This window comes from Streptomyces lydicus, from assembly GCF_000717345.1.
Classification (GTDB): domain Bacteria; phylum Actinomycetota; class Actinomycetes; order Streptomycetales; family Streptomycetaceae; genus Streptomyces; species Streptomyces lydicus.
This window is the reverse complement of the sequence record NZ_JNZA01000005.1, coordinates 64,893-89,757: the sequence shown is the minus strand read 5'-3', so window position 1 is coordinate 89,757 and position 24,865 is coordinate 64,893. Positions and strand designations below refer to the sequence as shown.

Sequence of the window (24,865 nt, the reverse complement as noted above, 5' to 3'; positions counted from 1 at the left end):
TGTCGTCAGAAGAAGCGGGGGTCCGCGAACGCCCCGCTGGCCAGCAGGAAGACGTAGAAGTCCGCCAGGGCCACGCTGATCAGCGAGGACCACGCGAGCAGCATGTGCCGCGCGTTGAGCTTGCCGATCCAGCCCCACAGCCGGTAGCGCACCGGGTGCTTGGAGAAGTGCCGCAGCCGGCCGCCGACGATGTGCCGGCAGGAGTGGCAGGAGAGGGTGTACGCCCAGATCAGCACGATGTTGACGAGGAACACCAGGGTGCCCAGGCCCATGTGGCCCCACTGGTAGTGCTCGTCGCGGAAGGTGAGCACGGTGTCGTACGTCAGGACGCCGGCGACCAGCAGCGCGAAGTAGAAGAAGTACCGGTGGAGGTTCTGCAGGATCAGCGGAAAGCGGGTCTCACCGGTGTACTTCTTGTGCGGCTCGGCGACCGCGCAGGCCGGCGGCGAGGCCCAGAAGCCCCGGTAGTAAGCCTTGCGGTAGTAGTAGCAGGTCAGCCGGAAGCCCAGCGGGAAGATCAGGATGAGCAGCGCGGGGGACAGGCCCCACCAGCTGCCGAAGATCTCCCAGTTGGGGCCGCCGCGCATGGTGTGGCAGTTCTCCGCCAGGCACGGCGAGTAGAACGGCGACACGTAGGGGGCGTGGTAGTAGTCGGCGTTCGCGAACGCCCGCCACGTCGAGTACACGACGAACGCGAGCAGCCCGGCGGCGGTGCAGGCCGGGGCCAGCCACCAGCGGTCGGTGCGCAGATGGCGGGCGGCGATGGCGGCACGCGAGGCGGTGGGCACGCCGGTCGCGGCCGGTTGCGGGGAGGGTTCGGTGCCAGTGGCCAACGTCGGTCTCCGTGAAGGGCGCCCCGTCCGGAACACCCCGCCTAAGCGGGTCCTCGAGGCGGCAACGGGGTAGGGGTCTGAGTGGGGCGAGCGCACCCCCTAAGGGGCCGCCACCAGGGGATTTCCCCCAAGGGACTTCCCCCGGGGGTTTCCCCCAGGGCTCCTACGGCGCGTGTCCGGTGCGGGAGCCGAGCCCTTCGTCCTCGGCGTCGGCCCAGAGCGTGGCGTCGTACGGGGCGTCGGAGACCGTCACCATCTCGACCGGGACGGCCTGCCGGCCTGCCTGCGGCCCGGACGCGGCGCTCTGCTTCAACAGCGCGAGGCTCTCCCGCAGATGGTCCGTGTCGCTGCGCACCCGGCGGATCTCCAGGCCGGCCCCGACCTGCGTCTCCAGTCGTCCCACCGACCGGACCAGGTCGTCCAGGTTGCGTTCCACCGCCGTCAGTTCGTCCTGAAGGGACATATAACGTGCCCTCACTTTTGAAGGTGTGGTGGGCGATCTCATGCGCCCGAGAGTGTCGCGCGTCACAGTAGGCGTTGGGAAGGGGTCCAACGCGATTACGACTCGAACCGGTGCGTTTCGGCAACCATGCGCCCCGGTGGGGTTCGAACGCCGGTACGGGCCGGAGCGGACGTACGTCCGTACGTGACCCCGCGCGGCGGCTTCCGGCGGCCCCGTATTGCGCCGGGCGGGTGGCCTTCGGACGGCTTCCGACGTGTCGGGCGGCCGGCCGGCCGCCGGTCGCCTTCAGTAGGGGCCAATAGATGTGATGAGCCGCAAAGTCGGCCGAACGTGGTGCGCCGGAGAGGGACCGGCCAGGCGGCGCGACGCGGGCGAGCCCGGAGGTAACAGTCATGACCGACCACGACATCCCCTCAGCCCGCGCGGCCCGCAGACGCCGCATCGCCGCGCTGGTCGCGGCGGGGGTGCTGCTCCCGCTGCCGGCGCTGGCCGGCTGCGGGACCGACGACCCGGAGGCGTCCTCCTCGGCGTCCCAGGACATCGCCCCGGCGCCGCGCGACGAACTCAAGGACGGCGGCACCGTGCGCTGGGCGATCGACGCGATGCCCGGCACCCTCAACGCCTTCCAGGCCGACGCCGACGCCACCACCACCCGGATCACCGGCGCGGTGCTGCCCAGCATGTTCACCGTCGACGCCAGCGGCGCCCCGCAGCGCAACGCCGACTACCTCGACGCCGCGGACGTCAGCGCCCGCGACCCCAAGCAGGTCGTCACGTACAAGATCAACCCCAAGGCGCGGTGGAGCAACGGCACGGCGATCACCGCCGCGGACTTCGTCGCCCAGTGGACCGCGCTGCGCGGCAAGGACAACGCCTACTGGACCGCGCGCAACGCCGGCTACGACCGGATCGGCAAGGTCGAGCAGGGCGCGAACAGCCGCGAGGTCAAGGTCACCTTCGCCCGGCCCTACGCGGACTGGCGCTCGCTGTTCACCCCGCTCTATCCCCGGAGCGTGATGGGCAACGCCAACGCCTTCAACGACGGCGCGCGCGAGAAGCTCCAGGTCGGCGCGGGCCCCTTCCGGCTCCAGAAGCGGGACGCCGAAGCGGGCCGGGTCGTGCTCGTACGGAACCCTGCGTGGTGGGGCGAGCGGGCCAAGCTCAGCAAGATCGTGCTGGAGTCGCTGCCCGGGGACAAGCGGGCCGCGGCGCTGGCCGCCGGGTCCATCGACGTGGCCGCGGTCGACCAGGTGGCCGCGAAGCGGGTCGCCTCGGCCCGCGGCCCCGCCGCCCCCGGCGCGTCCCGCAAGGACGGCAACGCGGGCCCGCAGGGCGCCGGGGAGCGGGCCGCCGGCCGGGCCGGTGCCCGGGCCGCCGCGGAGAACTCCGGGCTGCGCGGCTACACCGTCCGCAAGGCCCTGGAGCCCGCCTACACCCAGCTCGCCCTCAACGGAAGCAGCGGCCCGCTCGCCGACGACCGGGTGCGCCGCGCGGTGGCCCGCGCCATCGACCGGCAGGCCCTCGCCGACACCGTCCTCAAGCCGCTCGACCTGCCGTCCAAGCCGCTCGGCAGCCATCTGCTGATGGCCGGGCAGCAGGGCTACCAGGACCACAGCGACGCGCTCGGCGAGCAGGACACCGAGGCGGCGCAGGAACTGCTCGCCGACGCCGGCTGGAAGCGTGCGGGCGGCGACCGCCAGCAGGCCGGTGAGAAGGCGGGCGCCCCCGCCCCCGACGCCGGGCGCGACTCCGGCGACTACGGTGACGAGGACGCCGACACGTCCCTGGACGGGGACGGCCGTGACGACTACGGCTACGAGGACGACCGCTGGCCCGGCGGCTCCGACGACCAGGGCGACGGCGCGTACGACGGCCGCAACCCGGGCCGGCCGATCCCCGGACACGGCGGTGCGCCCGCCCGCGGCGACCGGGAGGGCGTCCGCCCGGCCGCCGCGGAGGCGCCGCTGTCCTTTACCGGAGCGGTCGGTTCCGAGGTCCAGCAGGCCGCCCTGCTGCGGCAGAGCGCCGCGTTCTACAAGGACGCCGCGGTGAGCGAGAAGAAGGCGGCGGACGGCGACAAGGAGTCGTCGGCCTACGCCAAGTACAAGCGGTACAAGAAGCGTGCGGCGCGGGCGCTGAGCGCCGCCGAGGTGATCGAGACCGGCCAGGCCCACGGCCTGCCGGGGTCCGGCGGCCACCCGGGTGCCGGGCGCCCCGCGGCCGGGCGCACCCACGACGCGGCGGCCTTCCGCGTCGGCCGGCTGCCGGCCGGTGACAAGGTGGTCCGCACCGCCCTGGTCAGGAAGAACGGCAAGCCGCTGACCCTGCGGTTCGTGCTGCCCGACGGCGCGGCCTCCGAGCAGCTGCGCACCGTGGGCCGCCGGATCGCCGCCATGCTCGCCAAGATCGGCGTGCAGACCTCCGTCCAGCGGGTCTCCGACGCCAGCTACTTCCAGGACCACATCGCCTCCGGCGACTACGACCTGGCGCTGTACTCCTGGCCCGGCACCGCCTACCCGGCGACCGACGCCCGCCCGATCTACGCGAAGCCGCAGCCCGCGCCGGACGGCTCGCTGACCGTCGAGCAGAACTACACCCGGGTCGGCAGCGACCACATCGACCAGCTCTTCGACCAGGCCGCCTCCGAGCTGGACGAGGACTCCGCGCGCACGCTCGTGGAGCAGGCCGACGCCCGCATCTGGGCGGCCGCCGGGTCGATCCCGCTCTACCAGCGGCCCGAGCTGGTGGCCACGAAGAAGTCGCTGGCGAACGTCGGCGCCTTCGGCTTCGCCACACCCCGCTTCCAGGACATCGGATACACGAAGTAGGGGCGGCGGCCGAGCCAATATTCGATAAGAAACCGCAGGTCAGCGGCGCTTGGTACGGGCTGGGGCGGCCTTTGTCGCCCCGGCCCCGTACCATGGGGTGAGGCCGTGGCGTCTTCATGCCCGGCGGGCGCGCGTGGTCCGTACGCGCCGCCACCCACGATTCCGGGAGAAGCACCGCTAGTGCCCACGCGCCACGACATTCGTAACGTAGCCATCGTCGCCCACGTCGACCACGGCAAGACGACCCTCGTCGACGCCATGCTGAAGCAGGCCGGCGCGTTCGCCGAGCACGCCGCCGAGAAGCTCGACGACCGGATGATGGACTCCAACGACCTGGAGCGTGAGAAGGGCATCACGATCCTCGCCAAGAACACGGCGGTGAAGTATCACCCCAAGGACGGCGGGGAGCCCATCACGATCAACATCATCGACACCCCCGGCCACGCCGACTTCGGTGGTGAGGTCGAGCGCGGTCTGTCGATGGTCGACGCGGTCGTCCTGCTGGTCGACGCCTCCGAGGGCCCGCTGCCGCAGACCCGCTTCGTGCTCCGCAAGGCCCTCGCGGCCCGTATGCCGGTCATCCTGTGCATCAACAAGACCGACCGTCCCGACTCCCGGATCGACGAGGTCGTCAACGAGACCTACGACCTGTTCCTGGACCTGGACGCGGACGAGGACCAGATCGAGTTCCCGATCGTCTACGCCTGCGCCCGTGACGGCGTCGCGTCGCTGACGAAGCCGGAGGACGGCACGGTCCCGTCCGACAGCACCAACCTGGAGCCGTTCTTCACCACGCTGCTGGAGCACGTCCCCGCGCCCGAGTTCGACGAGACCGCCCCGCTGCAGGCGCACGTCACCAACCTCGACGCGGACAACTTCCTCGGCCGTATCGCGCTGCTCCGCGTCGAGCAGGGCGAGCTGCGCAAGGGCCAGAACGTCGCCTGGATCAAGCGCGACGGCTCGATCTCCAACGTCCGCATCACCGAGCTGATGATGACCGAGGCGCTCACCCGCAAGCCCGCCGAGAAGGCCGGCCCGGGCGACATCTGCGCGGTCGCCGGTATCCCCGACATCATGATCGGTGAGACGCTGGCCGACCCGGAGAACCCGATCGCGCTGCCGCTGATCACGGTCGACGAGCCCGCGATCTCCATGACCATCGGTACGAACACCTCGCCGCTGGTCGGCCGGGGCGGCACCGGCAAGGGCGCGGACGCCAAGGCCGCGGTCAAGGACCGCAAGGTCACCGCCCGCCAGGTCAAGGACCGCCTGGAGCGCGAGCTGATCGGTAACGTCTCGCTGCGCGTCCTGGAGACCGAGCGCCCCGACGCCTGGGAGGTGCAGGGCCGCGGTGAGCTGGCGCTGGCCATCCTGGTCGAGCAGATGCGCCGTGAGGGCTTCGAGATGACGATCGGCAAGCCGCAGGTCGTCACCAAGCAGGTCGACGGCAAGACCTACGAGCCCGTCGAGCGGATGACCATCGACGTGCCCGAGGAGCACATGGGCGCCGTCACCCAGCTCATGGGTGTCCGCAAGGGCCGGATGGACAACATGTCCAACCACGGCTCGGGCTGGGTCCGCATGGAGTTCGTCGTCCCGTCCCGCGGTCTGATCGGCTTCCGTACGGAGTTCCTCACCAACACCCGCGGTACCGGTATCGCGCACTCCATCCACGAGGGTCACGAGCCGTGGTTCGGCACGCTGACCACCCGTAACAACGGCTCCCTGGTCGCCGACCGCGCCGGTTCCGTCACCGCCTTCGCGATGACGAACCTCCAGGAGCGCGGCGTGCTCTTCACCGACCCGGGCACCGAGGTGTACGAGGGCATGATCGTCGGCGAGAACTCCCGCGCCGACGACATGGACGTCAACATCACCAAGGAGAAGAAGCTCACGAACATGCGCTCCTCCTCCGCCGACTCCTTCGAGGCGATCGTGCCGCCGCGCAAGCTGTCGCTGGAGCAGTCCCTGGAGTTCTGCCGCGACGACGAGTGCGTCGAGGTGACCCCGGAGGCCGTGCGCATCCGCAAGGTCGTCCTGGACCAGAAGGAGCGCGGTCGCACCGCCTCCCGCGCCAAGCGCTGAGTCCGCGCCCGGCTCCGGCCGGGCCCCGGCTCCCACGGGGGCGTCCCTCTTCACGAGGGGCGCCCCCGTTGCCGTACCGGCGTGTAGGGCATCCGAGGGGTTTCTCCGGGTTCCGGAGCAGCGGCCCTTGCTGCGGGGGTGCGGTTTGTCTGCCTTTGCGATCTTATGTGCCGTAGGCAGGATCCCGTAGCTGAGGAGGCGTCATGCGTCGACCCGGGTGCGCGAAGTGGGGGGCCGGCGCCCTCGCCGTCGCGCTCGTGGCCACGGCGTGCGGCGGCGGGAGCGCCGGCCGGTCCGGAGTGGTCAGCTCGTCGTGGGGGGATCCGCAGAATCCGCTGGAGCCGGCGAACACCAACGAGGTCCAGGGCGGCAAGGTCCTGGACATGCTGTTCCGGGGCCTCAAGCGGTACGACCCGAAGACCGGCGCCGCAGTGAACGTCCTCGCGGACCGGATCGAGACGAAGGATTCCCAGCACTACACGGTGACGCTGAAGCCCGGCTGGACCTTCAGCAACGGCGAGAAGGTCACCGCCAAGTCCTTCGTGGACGCCTGGAATTACGGGGCGCAGCTGCGCAACAAGCAGAAGAACGCGGCGTTCTTCCAGTACATCGACGGCTTCGACCGGGTGCATCCGGCGAGCGGTGCGGCGACCGCCACGACGTTGTCCGGGCTGGCGGTGAAGGACGAGCGGACCTTCACCGTGGCGCTCAACCAGAAGTTCTCCAGCTGGCCGGACACGCTGGGCTACACGGCCTTCATGCCGCTGCCGCAGGCGTTCTTCAAGGACCACGCCGCCTGGGTGGACAAGCCCGTCGGGAACGGCCCGTACCTGGTGGACTCCTACGACAAGGGGTCCGTGCTGCGGATGCGGAAGTGGGCGAAGTACCCGGGCGCCGATCCGGCCCGCAACGGCGGCGTCGATCTGCGGGTGTACACGGACAACAACACCGCCTACACGGACCTGCAGGCCGGGAACCTCGACCTGGTGGACGACGTGCCGGCCGCGCAGCTGACGCATGTCAAGCAGGACCTGGGGGGCCGCTACCTCAACCAGCCGGCCGGGATCATCCAGACCCTGACGTTCCCCATGTACGACAAGCGGTGGTCGCGGCCGGGGTCGGACAAGGTCCGGCGCGGGCTGTCGATGGCGATCGACCGCGCGCAGATCACCCAGGAGATCTTCCAGCGGACCCGGACGCCGGCCACCGACTGGACCTCGCCGGTGCTGGGGAAGGCCGGCGGGTACCAGGCCGGGCTGTGCGGTGCGGCCTGCGTGTTCGATCCGGCCCGCGCACGGCAGCTGATCAAGGAGGGCGGCGGGCTGCCCGGTGGCCGGATGACGCTCACGTACAACGCCGACACCGGGTCGCACAAGGACTGGATCGACGCGATCTGCAACAGCATCAACCGGACGCTGCGGGACGACCGGGCGTGTGTGGGGGCACCGGTCGGGACGTTCGCCGACTTCCGCAACAAGATCGCGGCCAGGACGTTGACCGGGCCGTTCCGGGCCGGCTGGCAGATGGACTACCCGCTGATCCAGAACTTCCTCCAGCCGCTGTATTACTCCAACGGCTCGGCGAACGACGGCAAGTTCAGCAATCCGCACTTCGACACACTCGTCAACCAGGCGAACGCGGCGACGGATTCCGGTGCGGCCGTCGCGAAGTTCCAGGACGCGGAGCGGATTCTCGCCCAGCAGATGCCGTCCATTCCGCTGTGGTACCAGAACGGCAGCGGCGGCTATTCGGAACGGATCAGCAATGTGTCGCTGAACGCTTTCGGCGTGCCCGTCTACAACCAGATCAAGGTCAACTGACCGCTCGCCGAAGGAGGCCGGGAATTCATGGGACGGTATGTGGCCCGGCGGCTGCTGCAGATGATCCCGGTGTTCGTCGGCAGCACCTTTCTCCTCTTCTTCATGGTGTACGCGCTGGGCGACCCGGTGGCCGCGATGTTCGGCGACCGGGCGCCGGACCCCGCCACCGCCGCGCAGATCCGCCGCGACCTCTACCTCGACCAGCCGCTGTGGAAGCAGTACGTGCACTACATGGGGCAGATCTTCCAGGGGAATTTCGGCACCGCGTTCAACGGGCAGTCCGTCACCGAGCTGATGGCCTCGGCCTTCCCGGTCACCCTGCGGCTGACGATCGTCGCCGTCGTCATCGAGATGGTGGTGGGCATCGTGCTGGGCGTCTTCAGCGGGCTGCGGCGCGGCCGGAGCATCGATACCGGGGTGCTGCTCGCCTCCCTCGTCGTGGTGTCGATCCCGACGTTCGTGAGCGGCTATCTCCTGCAGTTCGTGTTCGGGGTGCGGTGGGGCTGGGCCGCGCCGTCCGTCGCCCCGGAGGCGCCGCTGAACGAACTGCTGCTGCCGGGCCTGGTGCTGGCGCTGGTCTCCCTCGCGTACGTGACCCGGCTGACCCGCACCTCGATCGCGGAGAACACCCGCGCCGATTACGTCCGTACCGCCATCGCCAAAGGACTTCCCCGGCGTCGCGTCATCAGCCGCCATCTGCTGCGGAATTCACTGATCCCGGTCGTCACCTTCATCGGCACCGATATCGGCGCCCTGATGGGCGGCGCCATCGTCACCGAGCGCATCTTCAACATCCATGGCGTCGGATACCAGCTCTACCAGGGAATCCTGCGGCAGAATTCACCGACCGTCGTGGGCTTCGTGACGATCCTGGTACTGGTCTTCCTCACCGCGAACCTCCTCGTCGATCTGCTCTACGCCGTCCTCGACCCGAGGATCCGCTATGCCTGAGCCCTACGTCCCCAAGGAAGCCATCGGCCACGGCGACGGCGGCTCCGCCGCGCTGGCCATCGGCGAGGCGGAGTCGCTGGAGCGCCGGCCCGGCGCCGCACCGCCCGGCGCCGGCCCGCCCGCCGGGCCCCTCGGCAAACCGCGCAGCCTGTGGAGCGACGCCTGGCACGACCTGCGCCGCAACCCGGTCTTCGTCCTCTCCGCGCTGGTCATCGTCTTCCTGGTGGTCATCGCGATCTGGCCGCAACTCATCGCCACCGGCAACCCGTACCGCGCGGACCTGGCCAAGGCGCAGCAGGGCTCCCAGCCCGGCCACCCCTTCGGCTTCGACACCCAGGGCCGGGACGTCTACACCCGGGTGGTCTACGGGGCCCGCGCGTCGATCACCGTGGGCGTCTGCGCCACCGCCGGCGCGGCGCTGCTCGGCAGCCTGCTCGGCGGCCTGGCCGGCTTCTTCGGCAGCTGGTCGGACACCCTGCTGTCCCGGCTCGCCGACATCTTCTTCGGCATCCCGGTGCTCCTCGGCGGCCTGGTCTTCCTGTCCGTGGTCACCGGCACCACGGTCTGGCCGGTGGTCGGCTTCATCGTGCTGCTCGGGTGGCCGCAGATCTCGCGGATCGCCCGCGGCTCGGTCGTCACCGCCAAGCAGAACGACTACGTGCAGGCCGCGCGGGCGCTGGGGGCCGGCAACGGGCGGATGCTGCTGCGGCACATCGCGCCCAACGCCGTCGCCCCGGTCATCGTCGTCGCCACCATCGCGCTCGGCACGTACATCGCCCTGGAGGCCACCCTGTCCTATCTGGGCGCGGGCCTGAAGCCGCCCACCGTCTCCTGGGGCATCGACATCTCCGCGGCCTCCACCTACATCCGCAGCGCCCCGCACATGCTGCTGTGGCCGGCCGGCGCGCTGAGCATCACGGTGCTCGCGTTCATCATGCTCGGCGACGCGGTGCGCGACGCCCTCGACCCCAAGTTGCGCTGAGGAGACGGCAGATGAGGAACGGTGCTCCCACGGCCGGTGACGGCGCGCCGGCGGCGCTGCTCGACGTGCGGGACCTGCGGGTGGAGTTCCGTACCCGGGACGGCATCGCGAAGGCCGTCAACGGCGTCAGCTGCCGGGTGGCGCCGGGGCAGACGCTGGCGGTGCTGGGCGAGTCCGGCTCCGGCAAGTCCGTCACCGCGCAGGCGGTGATGGGCATCCTGGACTCGCCGCCCGGCTATGTCACCGGTGGCGAGATCGTCTTCCAGGGCCGCGATCTGCTGACCCTGCGCAAGGAGGAGCGGCGCCGGGTCCGGGGCGCCAGGATGGCCATGATCTTCCAGGACGCGCTGTCCGCGCTGAACCCGGTCCTCAGCGTCGGGGCCCAGCTCGGGGAGATGTTCCAGGTCCATGAGGGGATGTCCCGCAAGGCGGCCCGGGGCCGGGCCGTCGAGCTGATGGAGCGGGTCGGCATCCCGGCGGCCCGGGCGCGGGTGGGGGACTATCCGCACCAGTTCTCCGGCGGGATGCGCCAGCGCATCATGATCGCGATGGCGCTGGCCCTCGGCCCGGACCTGATCATCGCGGACGAGCCGACCACCGCGCTGGACGTCACCGTCCAGGCGCAGGTGATGGACCTGCTGGCGGAGCTCCAGCGCGAGCTGACCATGGGGCTGATCCTGATCACCCACGACCTGGGTGTGGTCGCGGACGTCGCCGACACCATCGCGGTGATGTACGCGGGCCGGATCGTGGAGACCGCGCCGGTGCACCAGCTCTACCGGGCGCCCGCGCACCCGTACACCCGAGGGCTGCTGGACTCCATCCCGCGGCTGGACCGCAAGGGGCAGCGGCTGTACGCGATCAAGGGGCTGCCGCCCAATCTGACCGCCATCCCGCCGGGCTGCCCCTTCAACCCGCGCTGCCCGCTCGCCCAGGACGTCTGCCGCAGCGAGCTGCCGCCGCTGTACGAGGTCGGCCCCGGCCGGTCCAGCGCCTGCCACTTCTGGAAGGAGACCCTCGATGGCGCACGGTGACGGTCCCGCGCCCGCGCCCGGCCCCGCGACCGGCCCCGCGCCCGGAGCGGCGGTGCCCGGCGAACCGCTCCTGGAGGTCCGCGACCTGGTCAAGCACTTCCCGCTGACCCGGGGCGTGGTCTTCCGGAAGCAGGTGGGCGCGGTCAAGGCCGTCGACGGGGTCTCCTTCACCCTCCGCAAGGGCGAAACCCTCGGCATCGTCGGCGAATCGGGCTGCGGGAAGTCCACCGTCGCCAAGATGCTGGTCGCCCTGGAACGCCCGACGGCGGGTCAGATCCGGTACCGCGGCGAGGACATCAGCCGGCTCTCGGGCCGGGCGATGAAGGCCGTGCGCCGCAACATCCAGATGGTCTTCCAGGACCCCTACACCTCCCTGAACCCCCGGATGACCGTCGGCGACATCATCGGCGAGCCCTACGAGATCCACCCCGAGGTGGCCCCCAAGGGGGACCGCCGGCGAAAGGTCCGGGAACTCCTGGACGTGGTCGGGCTCAACCCCGAGTACATCAACCGCTATCCGCACCAGTTCTCCGGCGGCCAGCGCCAGCGCATCGGCATCGCCCGCGGCCTCGCGCTGCGCCCCGAGATCATCGTCGCCGACGAACCGGTCTCCGCGCTGGACGTCTCCGTACAGGCCCAAGTGGTCAATCTGCTGGAGCAGTTGCAGGACGAGTTCGACCTCTCCTACGTCTTCATCGCGCACGACCTGTCGGTGGTCCGCCACCTCTCCGACCGGGTCGCGGTGATGTACCTGGGCCGGATCGTCGAGACCGGCACCGACGAGCAGATCTACGAGCACCCCACCCACCCGTACACCCAGGCGCTGCTCTCCGCGGTGCCCGTGCCCGACCCGGACGCCCGTAGCGCCCGCGGGAGGATCCTGCTGACCGGCGACGTCCCCTCGCCCGCCGACCCACCGTCCGGCTGCCCGTTCCGCACCCGCTGCTGGAAGGCCCGGGACCTCTGCGCGGAAGTCGTCCCGCCGCTCGACGTGCCCGCGGTGTTCGCGGCGGACGAGGGCCCGGTGCGGCACCCCTCGGCCTGTCACTTCGCCGAGGAGCGCAAGGCCGTACCGAGCGGCTGACCGGCCGGGCGCGCGGCGCGGCGGCTCAGGGGGCCGGCGCGGCGGCGTCCGGGCGCCGGGTGGCCCGCACCACGTCCAGGTACTCCCCGATGGCGTCGCGGTTGCGGAGCAGCGTCTCGATCCGTTCGGTCATCCGGTCCCGCTCCCGCTCCAGCGTGGCGAGCATCTCCGGCGTCGCGTCCGGGAAGTGGATGGTGCGGGGGGTGTCGAGGCACGGCAGGATCTGCTTGATCAGCCGGGTCGGCAGCCCGGCGTCCAGCAGCCCCCTGATCTGCCGGACGCGGTCGACGCTGGACGGGTCGTAGGAGCGGTAGCCGTTGGCGCAGCGGTCCGCGACGATCAGTCCCTGCTCCTCGTAGTACCGCAGCAGCCGGTGGGACGTGCCGGTCCGCTCCGACAGCTCCCCGATCCGCATCCGCACCACCTCCCCGTCGAACGACAGCGCCGCCGCGGCCGGGAACATTCCCCGCCACGGCGGCGCACACCGGTCTGCGGCGGCTACTCGCCGGACTCCGCCGCGGCCTCCTCGATCGCCGCCAGCGCCGGGTCGAGGATGATGTCCTCGTCCCGCGCCGCGGTCGTCGGCTCCTCCGGGAAGTGGCAGGCCGTCAGGTGGCCCGCCGCGTTGCCGGAGAGCTGGAGCAGCGGCGGCTCCTCCGTCGCGCACTTGTCCTGCGCCTTCCAGCAGCGCGTACGGAAGCGGCAGCCGGAGGGCGGGTTGACGGGGGAGGGCACGTCGCCGGCGAGGCGGATGCGCTCGCGCTCCTCCTCCTCGCTCTCCACCAGCTTGGCCTCGGGCACCGCCGAGAGCAGGGCGTGGGTGTACGGGTGGCGCGGCCGGTTGTAGATCTCGTCGCGGCTGCCCACCTCGACGATCTTGCCGAGGTACATCACCGCGACCCGCTCGCTGAAGTGCCGCACGATCGCCAGGTCGTGGGCGATGAACAGGAACGCGATGCCCAGCTCGCGCTGGAGTTCCTGGAGCAGGTTGACGACCTGGGCCTGGATGGAGACGTCCAGCGCGGAGACCGGCTCGTCGGCGACGATCAGCTTCGGCTGGAGGGCGAGCGCGCGGGCCACGCCGATGCGCTGCCGCTGGCCGCCGGAGAACTCGTGCGGGAAGCGGTTGTAGTGCTCCGGGTTCAGGCCCACGGTCTCCAGGAGTTCGCGGATCCGCTTCTCCCGGCCACCGGGCGGGTTGATCCCGTTGATCTCCATCGGGCCACCGATGATGGTGCCGACCGTCTGCCGCGGGTTGAGCGAGGCGTACGGGTCCTGGAAGATCATCTGGATCTCGGAGCGGATCGGCGCGAGGTCCTTGCGGCCCGCGTGCGTGATGTCCTGGCCCCGGTAGGTGACCTTGCCGGCGCTCGGCTCCATGAGCCGGGTCAGCAGCCGCCCGGTGGTGGACTTGCCGCAGCCCGATTCGCCGACCAGGCCGAAGCTCTCGCCCGCGTGCACGGTCAGGTCGACGCCGTCGACCGCCTGCACCGCGCCGACCTTCCGCTTGAACGGAAAGCCCCCGTAGATCGGGAAGTGCTTGGTCAGGCCCTCGGCGGTGAGCAGCGGCTCGCCCTGGGCGGGCGCGGCGTCGCGCGGCGCCGGAAGGGTGACGTTGTCTGCCATGGTGGTCGCTCCTAGCCCAGCCGGGGCTTGATCTGCTCGGTGAAGAGGGTCTGCTTCTGCTCGGAGGTCAGGTGGCACGCGGCGGCCCGCCCGATCTCCAGCAGCGGCCGCTCGTCGGTGCAGCGGCTGCCGTCCACCTCGCCGGTGAAGCCGCAGCGCGGGTTGAACGCGCAACCGGAGGGCGGGTTGAGCAGGCTCGGCGGGGAGCCGGGGATCGGGTGCAGCGCCTCGCTGACGTCCGAGGACAGCCGCGGCATGGAGCTCAGCAGGCCCCAGGTGTACGGGTGCCGGGGCTCGGTGAGGATCTCCTTGACGGAGCCCCGCTCGACGGCCCGGCCGGCGTACATCACCAGCAGCTTGTCCGCGGTGTTGGCGACCACGCCGAGGTCATGGGTGATCAGGATGATCGCGGAGCCGAACTCCTGCTGGAGGTCCTTGAGCAGGTCGAGGATCTGCGCCTGGACGGTGACGTCCAGGGCGGTGGTGGGCTCGTCCGCGATCAGCAGCTGCGGGTTGCAGACCAGCGCCATGGCGATCATCGCGCGCTGGCGCATACCTCCGGAGAACTGGTGCGGGTAGTCGTCCACCCGCAGGTTGGGCTGCGGGATGCCGACTTTGGTCAGCATCTCGATGGCGCGCTGCCGGCCCTCGCGCTTGGAGGCGCCGGTGTGCTTCATGAACGGCTCGGCGATCTGCCGGCCGACCGTGTAGTACGGCGACAGGGCGGTCAGCGCGTCCTGGAAGATCATGGCCATCTTGTTGCCGCGGAGCTTCTCCAGGGTCTTCTCCCTGGCCCCCGTCAGCTCGTCCCCGTCCAGGACGATTTCGCCGCCGATCTCGGTGGCCTTCGGGTTGTGCAGCCCCAGGATCGCGAGGTTGGTCACCGACTTGCCGGAGCCGGACTCGCCCACGATGCCGAGGGTTTCGCCGCGCTCCAGATCGAAGGAGAGACCGTCGACCGCCTTGACGATGCCGTCCTCGGTGGAGAACCGCACGTGCAGGTCACGAACGGACAGGAAGGGGTCGGACCCGGCCGGCACGGTGGTGCCTTCGGTCTTGGTGAGTGTGGTCACTTCAGGCTCTCCTAGGACAGGCGCACGCGCGGGTCGATGAAGGCGTACGTCGCATCCACGATGATGTTGAACACCAGGATCAGGGCGGCGCTGAAGACCAGCACGCCCATGACCATGGGCAGATCGAGGGTGATGACGGAGTCGATCGCGAGCCGTCCGACGCCCGCGAGCTGGAAGGTGAACTCGGTGATCATCGCGCCGCCGAACAGCGAGCTCAGGTCCATGCCGAGGATGGTGACGATGGGGATCAGCGATCCCCGCCAGGCGTAGCGCAGGAAGACGTACCGGCTGGACATGCCCTTGGCCTTGGCCGTGCGGACGTGTTCCTCCTGCAGCTGCTCGATCATCGTCGAGCGGGACATACGGGTGTACTGCGCGGTGAAGATCGTCGCCATCACGACCCAGGGGAGCAGCAGGCCCATGAACCAGCCGCCGGGGTCCGAGGTGATCGGCACGTAGCGGGGCGACTCCATGAGGCCGCTGTAGACGAACAGACCGAGCGCGATCGGGCCGAGGATGTAGATCTGCGCCGAACTCAGCACCATCGAGATCGAGGTGAGCGCCTTGTCCAGGAACGAACCGCGCTTGTAGGCGGCGATCAGGCCGGTGCCCAGACCCACGGTCAGGAAGACCGCGGCACCGCCGACGGCCAGCGAGGCGGTGGTGGGCAGCCGGTCGATCAGCGTCGACCAGACGTCCTGCTTGGTGGCGAAGGAGTAGCCGAAGCACGGCGCGCTGCAGTGGCCGATGGAGTAGTCGCGGCCGGCGAAGATGCCGACGAGGAAGTCCCAGAACTGCGTCGTCAGCGGCTTGTCGAGGCCGAGGTTCTGGTGGATCAGCGCGATGTTGTCCGCGGTGCAGTTCTTTCCGCAGGACATCGCGGCCGGGTCGCCGGCACCGAAGAACACGAAGAAAGTGAAGGCACTGAGCAGGAGGAGGATGACAACAGCGCCGAACGTCCGGCGAAGTAGGAATTGAAGCATGGCAGTTCGCTGCTCTCAGGACGGCGGCGGCAGTGGGCGTGAGGGGTGGCGGACAAAGGCCCCGGAGGGCGCGCGTTCCGCCGTGTGCGCGCCGTCCGGAGAGCCTTCGTCATGCGGTGGTGGTGCCTGAAGCGGTCGCTTCGGTTACTTCTTCAGGTACAGGGTGTTCGGGTCGAGGTAGCTGACGTCCAGGTTGTAGCGGGCGCCACCGACGTTCGAGCCGTACAGCTGGAGGACCTTGGTGTAGAAGACCGGGGCGGCCGGGTTGACCTTCTCCACGATGTACTGGTGCAGCTTCTGCCACTCCTCGGTCGCCTTGGCGACGTCCGTGATCTTGGAGATCCGGGCGATCTCGGAGTTCACGTGCTTGTCGTTGACGTGGGAGTAGTTCGAGGCGCCGTCCTGGATCGTGGTGCCGTCGTACGACGGCGGGATCACGGTCGAGGCGTCCGGCCAGTCCTGGCCCCAGCCGGTCATGTAGATGTCGAAGCCGTTGTCGACCTTGCCCATCTGCTCGTACCAGGAGGCCGCGTCGACCTCCTTCTTCTGCACGTTGAACCCGGCCTTGGTCAGCGCGTCCTCGATGACGACGGCTTCCTTCTGGCGCGACTCGGTGTTGGAGTAGGCGTAGACGAGCTTCATGCCCGACTTGCCGGCCTCCTTGAGGAGCTTCTTGGCCTTCTCCGGCTCACCGTTCGGGTGCGACAGCTTGCCGTAGGGGTCGTAGCCCTTCTTGTAGCCCGCCACGGTCGGGGCGAGCAGACCGCCGGCGATCTCACCGCCGTAGCTGCCGCCGTTGACCCGGACGATCTGCTGGTTCGGCAGCGCGTAGGTGATCGCGTCGCGGATCTTCTTGTCCTTGATGCGGTCCATGTTGAAGTTCATCTGCCAGACGTAGGGCTGGTAGCCCTGCACCAGGCGCTTGCTGGCGCTGGCGTTGCTCAGCACGTCCTTGGTCAGCGTGGGGTCCACCGAGTTGGTGAAGCTCACCGCGTTCTTGGCCTCACCCTGGTCGGACATCAGCCGCTTGGTGGAGTCCGACGCCTGGTGGTTGAACGTGATGTTGTACCCGTCCGGGTACTGGTGGCGCATCGGGTCCGTCTTCGGGTCCCAGTTCTTGTTGCGCACCAGCTGCATCGCCTTGCCGGACTTGAACGAGGCGATCTTGTACGGGCCCGAGCACACCGGCGCCACGTCGTAGGCGTCCTTGGTGTCCTTGGCGCTGTCCGGGACCACGCTGTAGCCGGGCATCGTCAGGGCGTACGGCAGCTGCGACTGCGGCTGCTTGAAGTGGAAGATGACGGTCTTGTCGTCCGGCGTGTCCAGCACGCTCTTGGGCAGGTGGTCGCCCTTGTACGGACCGTCCGGCAGCGCCTTGCGGTAGGACGTGCCGGCGCCCGACAGCCAGGTCTGGACGTAGGTCGGGCCGTCGGTGATGAACTTGGCGTACAGCCGCTCTATGGAGTGACGGATGTCCTTCGAGGTGATCGGCTTGCCGTCCTCGAACTTGATGCCGTCCTTGAGCGTGTACTTCCAGGTCTTGCCGCCGTCGGACATCTGCCCGGCGTCGGTGGCGAGGTCACCCACCACCTTGGCGTTGCCCTTGTCGTCCTGCTTGAAGGAGGTCAGCCCGCGGAAGATCAGCTGCGAGAGCGCCTTCATGTCGCTGACGTACATCTGACCGGGGTCCAGGTGGTTGTAGCTGTCACGCTGGTACACGCGGAGCGTGCCACCGGACTGCGCGCCCTTGACGGGGACGGCCGGGCCGGTGGAGTCGGCCGCGGTGCCCATCGGGATCGCCTTGGCCTGCGCCGCCGCGTCCGCGTCCGTCTGCGACTTGTCCTTGTTGGAGCCACTGCCGCCGCTGCAGCCGGTGAGCGCGAGTGAACCGGCCGCCAGGGCCACGATCACCGCGCGTGCTCTGCGCGTAGAAAGTGCGTTCATGAGTTCCAAGCACCTGCCTGTCTGTTGGGGTCCAGATGTGCTGTCTGAAGCATCCGGGGCAGGCCCGGCAGGTGGGGGTGACAGCAAGCCCCCCTCAAGTGGACGATCAGCGCCCGGACTTGGGGTCGAAGGCGTCGCGTACCGAGTCTCCGAGGAGGTTGAAGCACAGCACGAAGATCAGCATGGCCGCGGCGGGGAAGAGCAGGAAGGTCGGGTCGTTCTCGTAGAAGCGGGCGCCCGCCTGGAACAGCCGGCCCCAGTCGGGGGTCGGCTCGATGATGCCGACGCCCAGGAAGGACAGGCCCGCCTCGGCGGTGACGAAGAGGGGGAGCATGTACGTGCTCTGCACCAGCACCGGCGTGACGACGTTCGGCAGCAGCTCCTTGCGGATGATCCGCCAGGGCGAGGCGCCGGTGATCTTCGCGGCTTCCACGAACTCGCGCTCCCGCAGGGAGAGCACCTGACCGCGCAGCAGTCGTGCCAGGCCCATCCACCCCAGGAACCACTGCACGATGATCAGCGCGCAGACCCGCACGTAGGTGGGGGTCTCGTCGCCCGGCGGCACGAAGAGCGCCACGACGACCGGCATGAACGCCACGAAGGTCAGCTGGCTCGGGAAGGCCAGCAGGAAGTCGATCACCCGGCTCAGGAAGTAGTCGGTCTTCCCGCCGAGGTAGCCGGCCGTCACACCGATGATGATGCCGGTGACGACGGTCAGGATGGTCACCGCGACGGAGATGCCGAGCGACATCCGCATGCCGTAGATCAGCTGCATGAAGACGTCGCGGCCCAGCTGCGGCTCGATGCCGAACCAGTGCGAGGGCGAGATGCCGCCGTTGGCCCCGGCGGGGTATCCGAACTCGTCGAGCAGGTTCGGATCGTTGTTGCCGTACAGCGTGTACGGGTCCTTGCCGTACAGGGCGCCGATGACGGGGGCCAGTGCGGCGATGACGAAGAACGCGAGCACGACGATCGCGCAGACCACACCCGTGCGGTCGCGCTTGAAGCGCGTCCACATCAGCTGGCCCGGGGAACGGCCGACGAGCTCACCGCCCTTGCTGTTCTTTGCCTTCTTCAGACCCTTGGGTCCAAGTCCCGGGGTGTCGGACTTGGTAGCCGCGGTCTGGGATGGACTAGTCATCGCGAAGTGCCCCCGCGCCGAGTTCTCTTGGAACGTGAAGCGGCGCCGGTCGCACCGCTGGATGAGCGGACTTTCGCAAGTGATTTATGGCGGAGTCAAGGGGATCGGGTGTGCTCGTCAACAGGTCGTCTACTTCTTGAGCGAAGATTGCGCAGATTGACGCAAGGGCGTGCTTGACAGGGGGGCACGATATACGGCATGGGGGACATATGCGCCCCAACCGCTTTTACATGAAGGCAACTTCACTGTCGCAACACCGATATACGGACGCGCCATGATGAACAACGTACGGCCGTGCGGGTGCCGTAGGCCGGCCGGGACGCCAGGTGGCGTCCCGGCCGGTTGCCGTTTTGTACCCGTTTCGCCCCGGGCCCCGATCGGGTCTGTTGTCCCCGGGCCGCGACTGCAGTAGACCTGCGGTGGACGCCTCGTATACCGGGGCGCCGTGGACGACCCTGATACACCGACACGGACGGGGGGCGGGCCGTGTCCACAGTGCGGGATCGCGTTCTCACCGGCGGCGCGCGCACCACCGGCGTGCTGCTCTGCCTGATGCTGGCACTGCTCGGCGCGGCCTGGGCCGCCCGGGACCTCACCGCCGCCCGGCCCGGCGCGGAGGTGTGGTGGGCCTGGCTCGGCGGGGCCCGCGGACCGCGGGACGCCACCGCCCCGGCGTCCTCCCTGCTCGACCCGCTGCTGGCGCTGGGCGCGCTGACCGCCGCGGTCACCGCGCTGCGCGGCGCCGTCCCCGCGCCGGTGGCCGCCGGCACGCTGCTCTCCCTGGCGACCGCCACCGCCCTGCTGCGCGCCCCGCTGCTCTGGATGCCGGGCGTGGGCCGGCTCCCGGGCACGGACACCGGTCTCACGTCGTGGGCACAGCGGACCGTCCTGGCCGAACTGGCCCTGGCTGCCGCCCTGCTCGTGGTGGTCGCGGCGGGCCGGCGGGGGGCCGGACGGGCCGGCCGCCACCGGGGGCGCCCGGCGAGCGGGCCGGAGACGGCCCCGTCGGCCTACGGAGTCGTCCGCGCGGTGCCGCAGGCGGCCGACCCGGGCCGGCCCGGCCGTTCCCGCAAGGGCCCGGCCCGCACCGTGGGCGTCCTGCTGGCCGCCGCGGGACTGACCGTCGCCGGCGGGGAGCTGTACCGGCTGCCGGCGCTCGGCGCGGACGGCTACCGCAAGGCGCTGCTCGGTGACGCGACGGATCTGCCCGCCCTGCCGCCGCCGCCGGCGCACTGGCACGCGGCGGTCCTCGCACTGCTGGCCCTGGGGGCCGCGGTGGCCGCGCTGCGCCGGGCCTCCTGGGCCCGGCCCGCGGCGGTCGCGGCCGCGGCGCTGCTGTGCGCCCACGGGGCCGGTGCGCTGGCCCTCGCCGTGCACACCGGGCGGGCCGACCGCCTCGCCGCGCTGTCCGGCACCGACCGCCTGGAGTTGGCGACCGCCGCCTTCCTGGCGGTCACCGGACTGACCGTGCTGCTCGTGGCCTTCCGGCGCGGGGTGCCGGCGGCCACCGGCGGAGCGGGCGGCGCGCTGGCGTACGGCTCCGCCCCGGGGGCGGTGCGGCCCCCGCACGCCCCGCCCCCGCCGTCCACTCTCCCGCCGGGCTGGTGAGCCGGACCGGGGCCCCGGCCGCGCGCCCCCTCGGCCCGCGGGACCGCCCCGGCGCTACCCGGTCATCCCCAGCGACCTCTTGAGGAAGTCCACCTGGAGCAGCAGCAGGTTTTCGGCCACCTGCTCCTGAGGCGTCATATGGGTCACGCCGGACAGCGGCAGCACCTCGTGCGGCCGGCCGTCCGCCAGCAGCGCCGACGACAGCCGCAGCGAATGCGCCACCACCACGTTGTCGTCGGCGAGGCCGTGCACGATCAGCATCGGCCGGTGCGGCTCCACCGCCCCGGACAGTCCCTCGTCCGTGAGCAGCGAATTCGCGGCGTAGACCGCCGGTTCCTCGGCGGGGTGGCCGAGGTAGCGCTCCTGGTAGTGGGTGTCGTACAGCCGCAGGTCGGTCACCGGCGCGCCCACCACCGCGGCCCGGAAGACATCCGGCCGGCGCAACGCCGCGAGCCCCGCCAGATAGCCGCCGAAGGACCAGCCGCGGATGGCCACCCGCTCCATGTCGAAGGGAAAGGAACCGGCCAGCGCCTGGAGGGCATGCACCTGATCGTCCAGGGCGACCTCGGCGACCCGCCGGGAGATCGCCTTCTCCCAGGCGGGGGAGCGGCCCGGGGTGCCCCGGCCGTCCGCGACGAGTACCGCGAACCCCTGGTCGGCGAACCACTGCGAGGTCAGATGGGCGTGGTGCGCGGCCACCACCCGCTGGCCGTGCGGACCGCCGTACGGGTCCAGCAGTACGGGCAGCGGACCGTCGCCCTCCGTGTAGCCGCTCGGCAGCAGCACCGCGCACGGGATCTCCCGCTCCCCGGCCAGGACGAGCCGGGGGCGCGCGGTGATCCCCGGCTCCTCCGCGTACGAACCGATCGTGGCGAGGGTCTTCTCCCCGCCGTCGGGGTCCAGCCGCACCACGTCCACCTGGGTGCCGGGCCGCTCCAGCGACGCCTGGGACAGCACGGTCAGCGCCCCGCCGCGGACCGCGGAGGAGACCGTCGGATACGGCCGCGCGCCCACCCGCTCCCAGCCGCCCTGGTCGCCGCTGCCGCGGAACCAGGCGCGGTAGACGCCGATGTCGTGCATGTCGGTGCTGCTCGCGGAGAACAGCACGTCGTCCTCACCGATGTCCAGGACGGCCCGCACGTGCAGCGGCGCCCCGGTCAGCGGCCGGGCGCCGACGAACAACTTGCGCGCACCGCCCTCGTCCGCGATCCGCACCAGCCGGCCGTCCGGCGTCCAGGCCGGCACGCCCGGGAACGGCTCGACCCACACCTCGTCCTCGTCCTCGTGCACCGTCCGGGTCGCGCCGGTCGCGGTGTCGACGGTCAGGTAGCGCTGGTCGCGCTGGTCGCGGGCCTGTACCAGGAGCAGCGGCGGGCCGGCCGCCGACCAGTGGACGCGCGCCAGATAGGGGTAGCGCACGGTGTCCCAGGTGACGTCGGTGCGCGAGCCGTCCAGGCCGAACAGGGCCAGGGTGACCTCGGCGTTGGCGGTGCCGGCCGCCGGGTAGGCGACCCGGGCGGGCTCGCGGTCCGGATGCGCCGGGTCGGAGATCCACCAGCGCTGCACCGGCGCCTCGTCGACCCGCGCGGCCAGCACCGCGTCGCTGTCCGGGGACCACCAGAAGCCCCGGTAGCGCCCCATCTCCTCGGCCGCGATGAACTCCGCCAGGCCCCAGCTCACCTCGGGCCCGTCGGGCTCCGCCAGCACCCGGTCCGTCCGTACGCCACCGGATCCGGCGGCCGTCCCGCCGTCGTCCGAGGTGGCCGCGCCGTCCACCGCGACCACCCGCAGCCGCCCCTCCGCGACGAACGCCACGTGCCGGCCGTCCGGCGACGGGCGGGGGTCGACCACCGGCCCGTGGACCGGGAGTTCACGGGTGGTGCCGGCCCGCAGTTCGGAGACGAACAGCCGTCCGGAGAGCGAGAAGGCCGCCAACTCCACGGCGGAGTCCGCCGCGTAGCCGACGATGCCGGCCGAGCCCTCCCGGCTGCGCTCCCGCCGGGCCCGTTCCTGCGGCGGGAGGTCCTCCTCCGCGCCGGCCAGCAGGGCCCGCGGGTCGGCGGCGGTGAACTCCCGCCCCTCCTCGACGTCGAGCACCCACAACTGCTGGCTGCGATCGGTGCCCGAGGAAGAGCGGAGGAAGACGACGCGCGCACCGTCGGGGGAGAGGGTGTAGCCGCGCGGAGCGCCCAGAGTGAAGCGCTGCGTACGGGCAGATTGCCGCGGGAACGAAGGCTGTCCGGTCATGGGGCGAGCCTACGGGGGCCGGGGCTCACCACGGTCGCGCTCGTGAAGATCGTGTGCGCCCCTGCTCTGCTTCCGTGCTCCGACTTATGCGCTAGGACGGAAAGTTATGATCCCTTGCGCGTAGTGGGTACGGGGTAAAGAGCCCTTGGCATACCCGGTGCGCGGGTCCGTGGACGCGGGCCGGTGCACCACAACTCTGTCCGGACCGTGTGTACTTGGAGGTGAACCGCCGTGGCACTCTCGATTTCGGCGGTGGTGCTGCTGGCGATCATCGTCTTCCTGCTCGTGAAGAAATCCGGGCTGAAGGCCGCCCATGCCTTTGTCTGCATGCTGCTGGGCTTCTATCTGGCCAGCTCGTCCATCGCGCCGTCGGTCAAGACGCTGACGACGAACGTCGCCAGCATGATCGGGGGCATCAGGTTCTGAGCCGCGCGCGAACCGGCCCGCTCCCACCCCTCCGGTGGTCCGCCCCGCCGCCAGGCATGCGACCACCGGGATCGCGGGGTGAGGGCGGGCCGGCCGGCTCGTAGGCTGTCGGCATGACCGCCCACCCGTCCCCAGCTGCCGCTGCGAGGTCCTCCCGGCCCGCCCGCCGTCTCCTCCTGGTGCACGCGCACCCCGACGACGAGTCGATCAACAACGGCGTGACCATGGCCAAGTACGCGGCCGAGGGCGCGCTGGTCACCCTCGTGACCTGCACCCGCGGCGAGGAGGGCGAGGTCATCCCGCCCGAGCTCGCCCACCTCGCGCCGGACCGCGACGACACCCTCGGCCCGTACCGCGTCGACGAGCTGGCCGCCGCGATGGACGCGCTCGGCGTCACCGACCACCGCTTCCTCGGCGGGCCCGGCCGCTACCGCGACTCCGGCATGATGGGCGCCCCGCAGAACCAGCGGCCCGACTGCTTCTGGCAGGCCCCGCTCGACGAGGCGGCCGCCCACCTGGTGGCCGTCATCCGCGAGGTCGGGCCGCAGGTCCTGGTCACCTACGACCCGAACGGCGGATACGGCCACCCCGACCACATCCAGGCGCACCGCGTCGCCATGCGCGGCGCCGAGCTCGCCGCGCGGGCGGACTTCCGGCCCGACCTGGGCGGGCCGCACGCGATCGAGAAGATCTACTGGAACTGCAACCCCCGCTCCGTGGTCGAGGAGGGCTTCGAGCGGCTGCGCGCGGCCGGCCGGAGCTTCCCCGGCATCGCCACCGTCGACGACGTGCCCGGCGTGCTGCCGGACGCCGAGGTCACCGCGTCGATCACCGGTTCGGCGGCGCACCGGGCGGCGAAGACCGCGGCGATGCGCGCGCATTACACCCAGATCGCGGTCGACGGGCCGTTCTTCGCGCTCTCCAACGACCTGGGGCAGCCGCTGTTCGGCACCGAGCACTATCAGCTGGTGCACGGCACGCCGGGCGCTCCCGCGGCCGGCGGCCGGGAGGGTGACCTGTTCGCGGGGGTCGGTGAGACGGTGGGTACGGAGGAGCGTGCCCGGATCGAGGAGGCGGCGGAATGAGCACGGCCAAGGGCGGCAACGGCGCTGACGGCACCCCGCCGGCCGGCGGGAAGGGCGGCGGCGCCAAGGGGCAGCGGTCCCGGGCGGGCTCCGGCGGGGCGTCCGGCGCCCGGCCGCAGGCCCGCACCGGCGGTTCGGCGGTCCCGGTCGGCGGCGCCGCGCCGCTGACGGCCGGACGGATCGGCGTCTACCTGCTGCTCCTGGTGGCGGCCGTGCTGGTCGCGTGCGCCGGGACGCTGGTGCAAGCGGCGTGGTTCCCCGGCGGATTGGCGCTGGCGCTGTGCGGCGTCGGCGGCCTCTTCTACGGGGGCGCCGCCGCCACCGGCACCTCGGCCGGTGTGCTGGTGCCCGGTGCGGCCTGGCTCGTGACGGTGTTCCTGCTGCTCAGCGACGTCCGGCCGGAGGGCGACTTCCTCTTCGGCCCGGGGGCCGGTTCGTACGTCTTCCTGCTCGGCGGGATCCTCATCGCTGTGATCTGCGCCACCGCGACCCAGCGGCGCATGATGGGCGTGCAGGCCGGCCGAGTTGGCGGATGACGTGGTCCAAATGGGGACGGATGCCGCGCGGGTGAGGGCGCCCGGCCCCGGCACCGGGGTATCGCCCGTGGCGGCGGTGTTCGTACGCTCCCCGGGTGTCCGCCCGCGGCGGACAG

20 protein-coding genes are annotated in these 24,865 nt (G+C 71.0%); 11 read left to right on the top strand and 9 right to left on the bottom strand.

Annotated elements, in window-relative coordinates; translation table 11 throughout:
* Window positions 1-5: 5 nt before the first annotated feature.
* Both OO62_RS05775 and OO62_RS05770 read right to left on the bottom strand, forming a co-directional pair.
* Complete coding sequence (locus tag OO62_RS05775; protein ID WP_033266124.1) at window positions 6-833, bottom strand: hypothetical protein; 828 nt, start codon at window positions 831-833, stop codon at window positions 6-8.
* 163 nt (window positions 834-996) lie between these two features.
* Entirely contained in the window at window positions 997-1,296 is a 300-nt protein-coding gene (locus OO62_RS05770; RefSeq protein ID WP_033266123.1) for a hypothetical protein, read from the bottom strand.
* Window positions 1,297-1,688: 392 nt separating this feature from the next.
* On the opposite strand from OO62_RS05770, the gene OO62_RS05765 reads away from it, so the two are divergent.
* The 7 genes from OO62_RS05765 (at window position 1,689) to OO62_RS05735 (ending at window position 12,080) form a co-directional block, all read left to right on the top strand.
* Window positions 1,689-4,124: an ABC transporter family substrate-binding protein gene (locus tag OO62_RS05765; RefSeq protein ID WP_033266122.1), complete on the top strand. Its 2,436-nt coding sequence runs from the start codon at window positions 1,689-1,691 to the stop codon at window positions 4,122-4,124.
* Window positions 4,125-4,304: 180 nt separating this feature from the next.
* Window positions 4,305-6,209 (top strand): translational GTPase TypA, encoded by a 1,905-nt coding sequence (typA, locus tag OO62_RS05760; protein ID WP_033266121.1) that lies wholly within the window; start codon window positions 4,305-4,307, stop codon window positions 6,207-6,209.
* Window positions 6,210-6,412: 203 nt separating this feature from the next.
* Window positions 6,413-8,029, top strand: coding sequence for a peptide ABC transporter substrate-binding protein (locus OO62_RS05755; RefSeq protein ID WP_033266120.1), 1,617 nt, complete (start codon window positions 6,413-6,415; stop codon window positions 8,027-8,029).
* Between the two features lie 27 nt (window positions 8,030-8,056).
* Window positions 8,057-8,980, top strand: coding sequence for an ABC transporter permease (locus OO62_RS05750; protein ID WP_033266119.1), 924 nt, complete (start codon window positions 8,057-8,059; stop codon window positions 8,978-8,980).
* Complete coding sequence (locus OO62_RS05745) at window positions 8,973-9,962, top strand: ABC transporter permease (protein WP_033266118.1); 990 nt, start codon at window positions 8,973-8,975, stop codon at window positions 9,960-9,962. The genes OO62_RS05750 and OO62_RS05745 overlap by 8 nt, the downstream gene beginning before the upstream one ends.
* An 11-nt stretch (window positions 9,963-9,973) precedes the next feature.
* Complete coding sequence (locus OO62_RS05740; RefSeq protein ID WP_051732785.1) at window positions 9,974-10,996, top strand: ABC transporter ATP-binding protein; 1,023 nt, start codon at window positions 9,974-9,976, stop codon at window positions 10,994-10,996.
* Window positions 10,983-12,080, top strand: coding sequence for an ABC transporter ATP-binding protein (locus OO62_RS05735; RefSeq protein WP_051732783.1), 1,098 nt, complete (start codon window positions 10,983-10,985; stop codon window positions 12,078-12,080). The genes OO62_RS05740 and OO62_RS05735 overlap by 14 nt, the downstream gene beginning before the upstream one ends.
* 25 nt (window positions 12,081-12,105) lie before the next feature.
* Here the strand turns inward: OO62_RS05735 and OO62_RS05730 are convergent, their stop codons facing one another.
* From OO62_RS05730 to OO62_RS05705, 6 genes are all read right to left on the bottom strand, one after another.
* A complete protein-coding gene (locus tag OO62_RS05730) occupies window positions 12,106-12,495 on the bottom strand; it encodes a MerR family transcriptional regulator (protein WP_033266247.1) in 390 nt (129 codons plus the stop codon).
* 83 nt (window positions 12,496-12,578) lie between these two features.
* Window positions 12,579-13,706, bottom strand: a complete 1,128-nt coding sequence (locus tag OO62_RS05725; protein ID WP_033266117.1) for an ABC transporter ATP-binding protein — start codon at window positions 13,704-13,706, stop codon at window positions 12,579-12,581.
* 11 nt (window positions 13,707-13,717) lie between these two features.
* Window positions 13,718-14,779, bottom strand: a complete 1,062-nt coding sequence (locus tag OO62_RS05720) for an ABC transporter ATP-binding protein (protein ID WP_033266116.1) — start codon at window positions 14,777-14,779, stop codon at window positions 13,718-13,720.
* An 11-nt stretch (window positions 14,780-14,790) separates the two neighbouring features.
* The gene (locus OO62_RS05715; RefSeq protein WP_033266115.1) at window positions 14,791-15,762 is read right to left on the bottom strand and encodes an ABC transporter permease; all 972 of its coding nucleotides are present in this window, start codon (window positions 15,760-15,762) and stop codon (window positions 14,791-14,793) included.
* A gap of 144 nt (window positions 15,763-15,906) precedes the next feature.
* The gene (locus OO62_RS05710; RefSeq protein WP_033266114.1) at window positions 15,907-17,706 is read right to left on the bottom strand and encodes an ABC transporter substrate-binding protein; all 1,800 of its coding nucleotides are present in this window, start codon (window positions 17,704-17,706) and stop codon (window positions 15,907-15,909) included.
* A 106-nt stretch (window positions 17,707-17,812) separates the two neighbouring features.
* Window positions 17,813-18,847: an ABC transporter permease gene (locus OO62_RS05705; RefSeq protein ID WP_078617030.1), complete on the bottom strand. Its 1,035-nt coding sequence runs from the start codon at window positions 18,845-18,847 to the stop codon at window positions 17,813-17,815.
* 486 nt (window positions 18,848-19,333) lie between these two features.
* Here OO62_RS05705 and OO62_RS05700 point away from each other — a divergent pair, with 486 nt between their 5' ends.
* Window positions 19,334-20,455: a hypothetical protein gene (locus OO62_RS05700; RefSeq protein ID WP_228332527.1), complete on the top strand. Its 1,122-nt coding sequence runs from the start codon at window positions 19,334-19,336 to the stop codon at window positions 20,453-20,455.
* Window positions 20,456-20,509: 54 nt separating this feature from the next.
* On the opposite strand, the gene OO62_RS05695 is transcribed toward OO62_RS05700, so the two are convergent.
* Window positions 20,510-22,702: a prolyl oligopeptidase family serine peptidase gene (locus tag OO62_RS05695; protein ID WP_033266111.1), complete on the bottom strand. Its 2,193-nt coding sequence runs from the start codon at window positions 22,700-22,702 to the stop codon at window positions 20,510-20,512.
* A 231-nt stretch (window positions 22,703-22,933) separates the two neighbouring features.
* On the opposite strand from OO62_RS05695, the gene OO62_RS05690 reads away from it, so the two are divergent.
* The 3 genes from OO62_RS05690 to OO62_RS05680 all read left to right on the top strand — a co-directional run bounded on the left by OO62_RS05690 (window position 22,934) and on the right by OO62_RS05680 (window position 24,749).
* Window positions 22,934-23,128: a hypothetical protein gene (locus tag OO62_RS05690; protein WP_033266110.1), complete on the top strand. Its 195-nt coding sequence runs from the start codon at window positions 22,934-22,936 to the stop codon at window positions 23,126-23,128.
* A gap of 113 nt (window positions 23,129-23,241) precedes the next feature.
* Window positions 23,242-24,213 (top strand): N-acetyl-1-D-myo-inositol-2-amino-2-deoxy-alpha-D-glucopyranoside deacetylase, encoded by a 972-nt coding sequence (mshB, locus tag OO62_RS05685; protein ID WP_051732782.1) that lies wholly within the window; start codon window positions 23,242-23,244, stop codon window positions 24,211-24,213.
* Window positions 24,210-24,749, top strand: a complete 540-nt coding sequence (locus tag OO62_RS05680; protein WP_033266108.1) for a DUF6113 family protein — start codon at window positions 24,210-24,212, stop codon at window positions 24,747-24,749. Before mshB ends, OO62_RS05680 begins: the two co-directional genes overlap by 4 nt.
* Window positions 24,750-24,865: the final 116 nt, after the last annotated feature.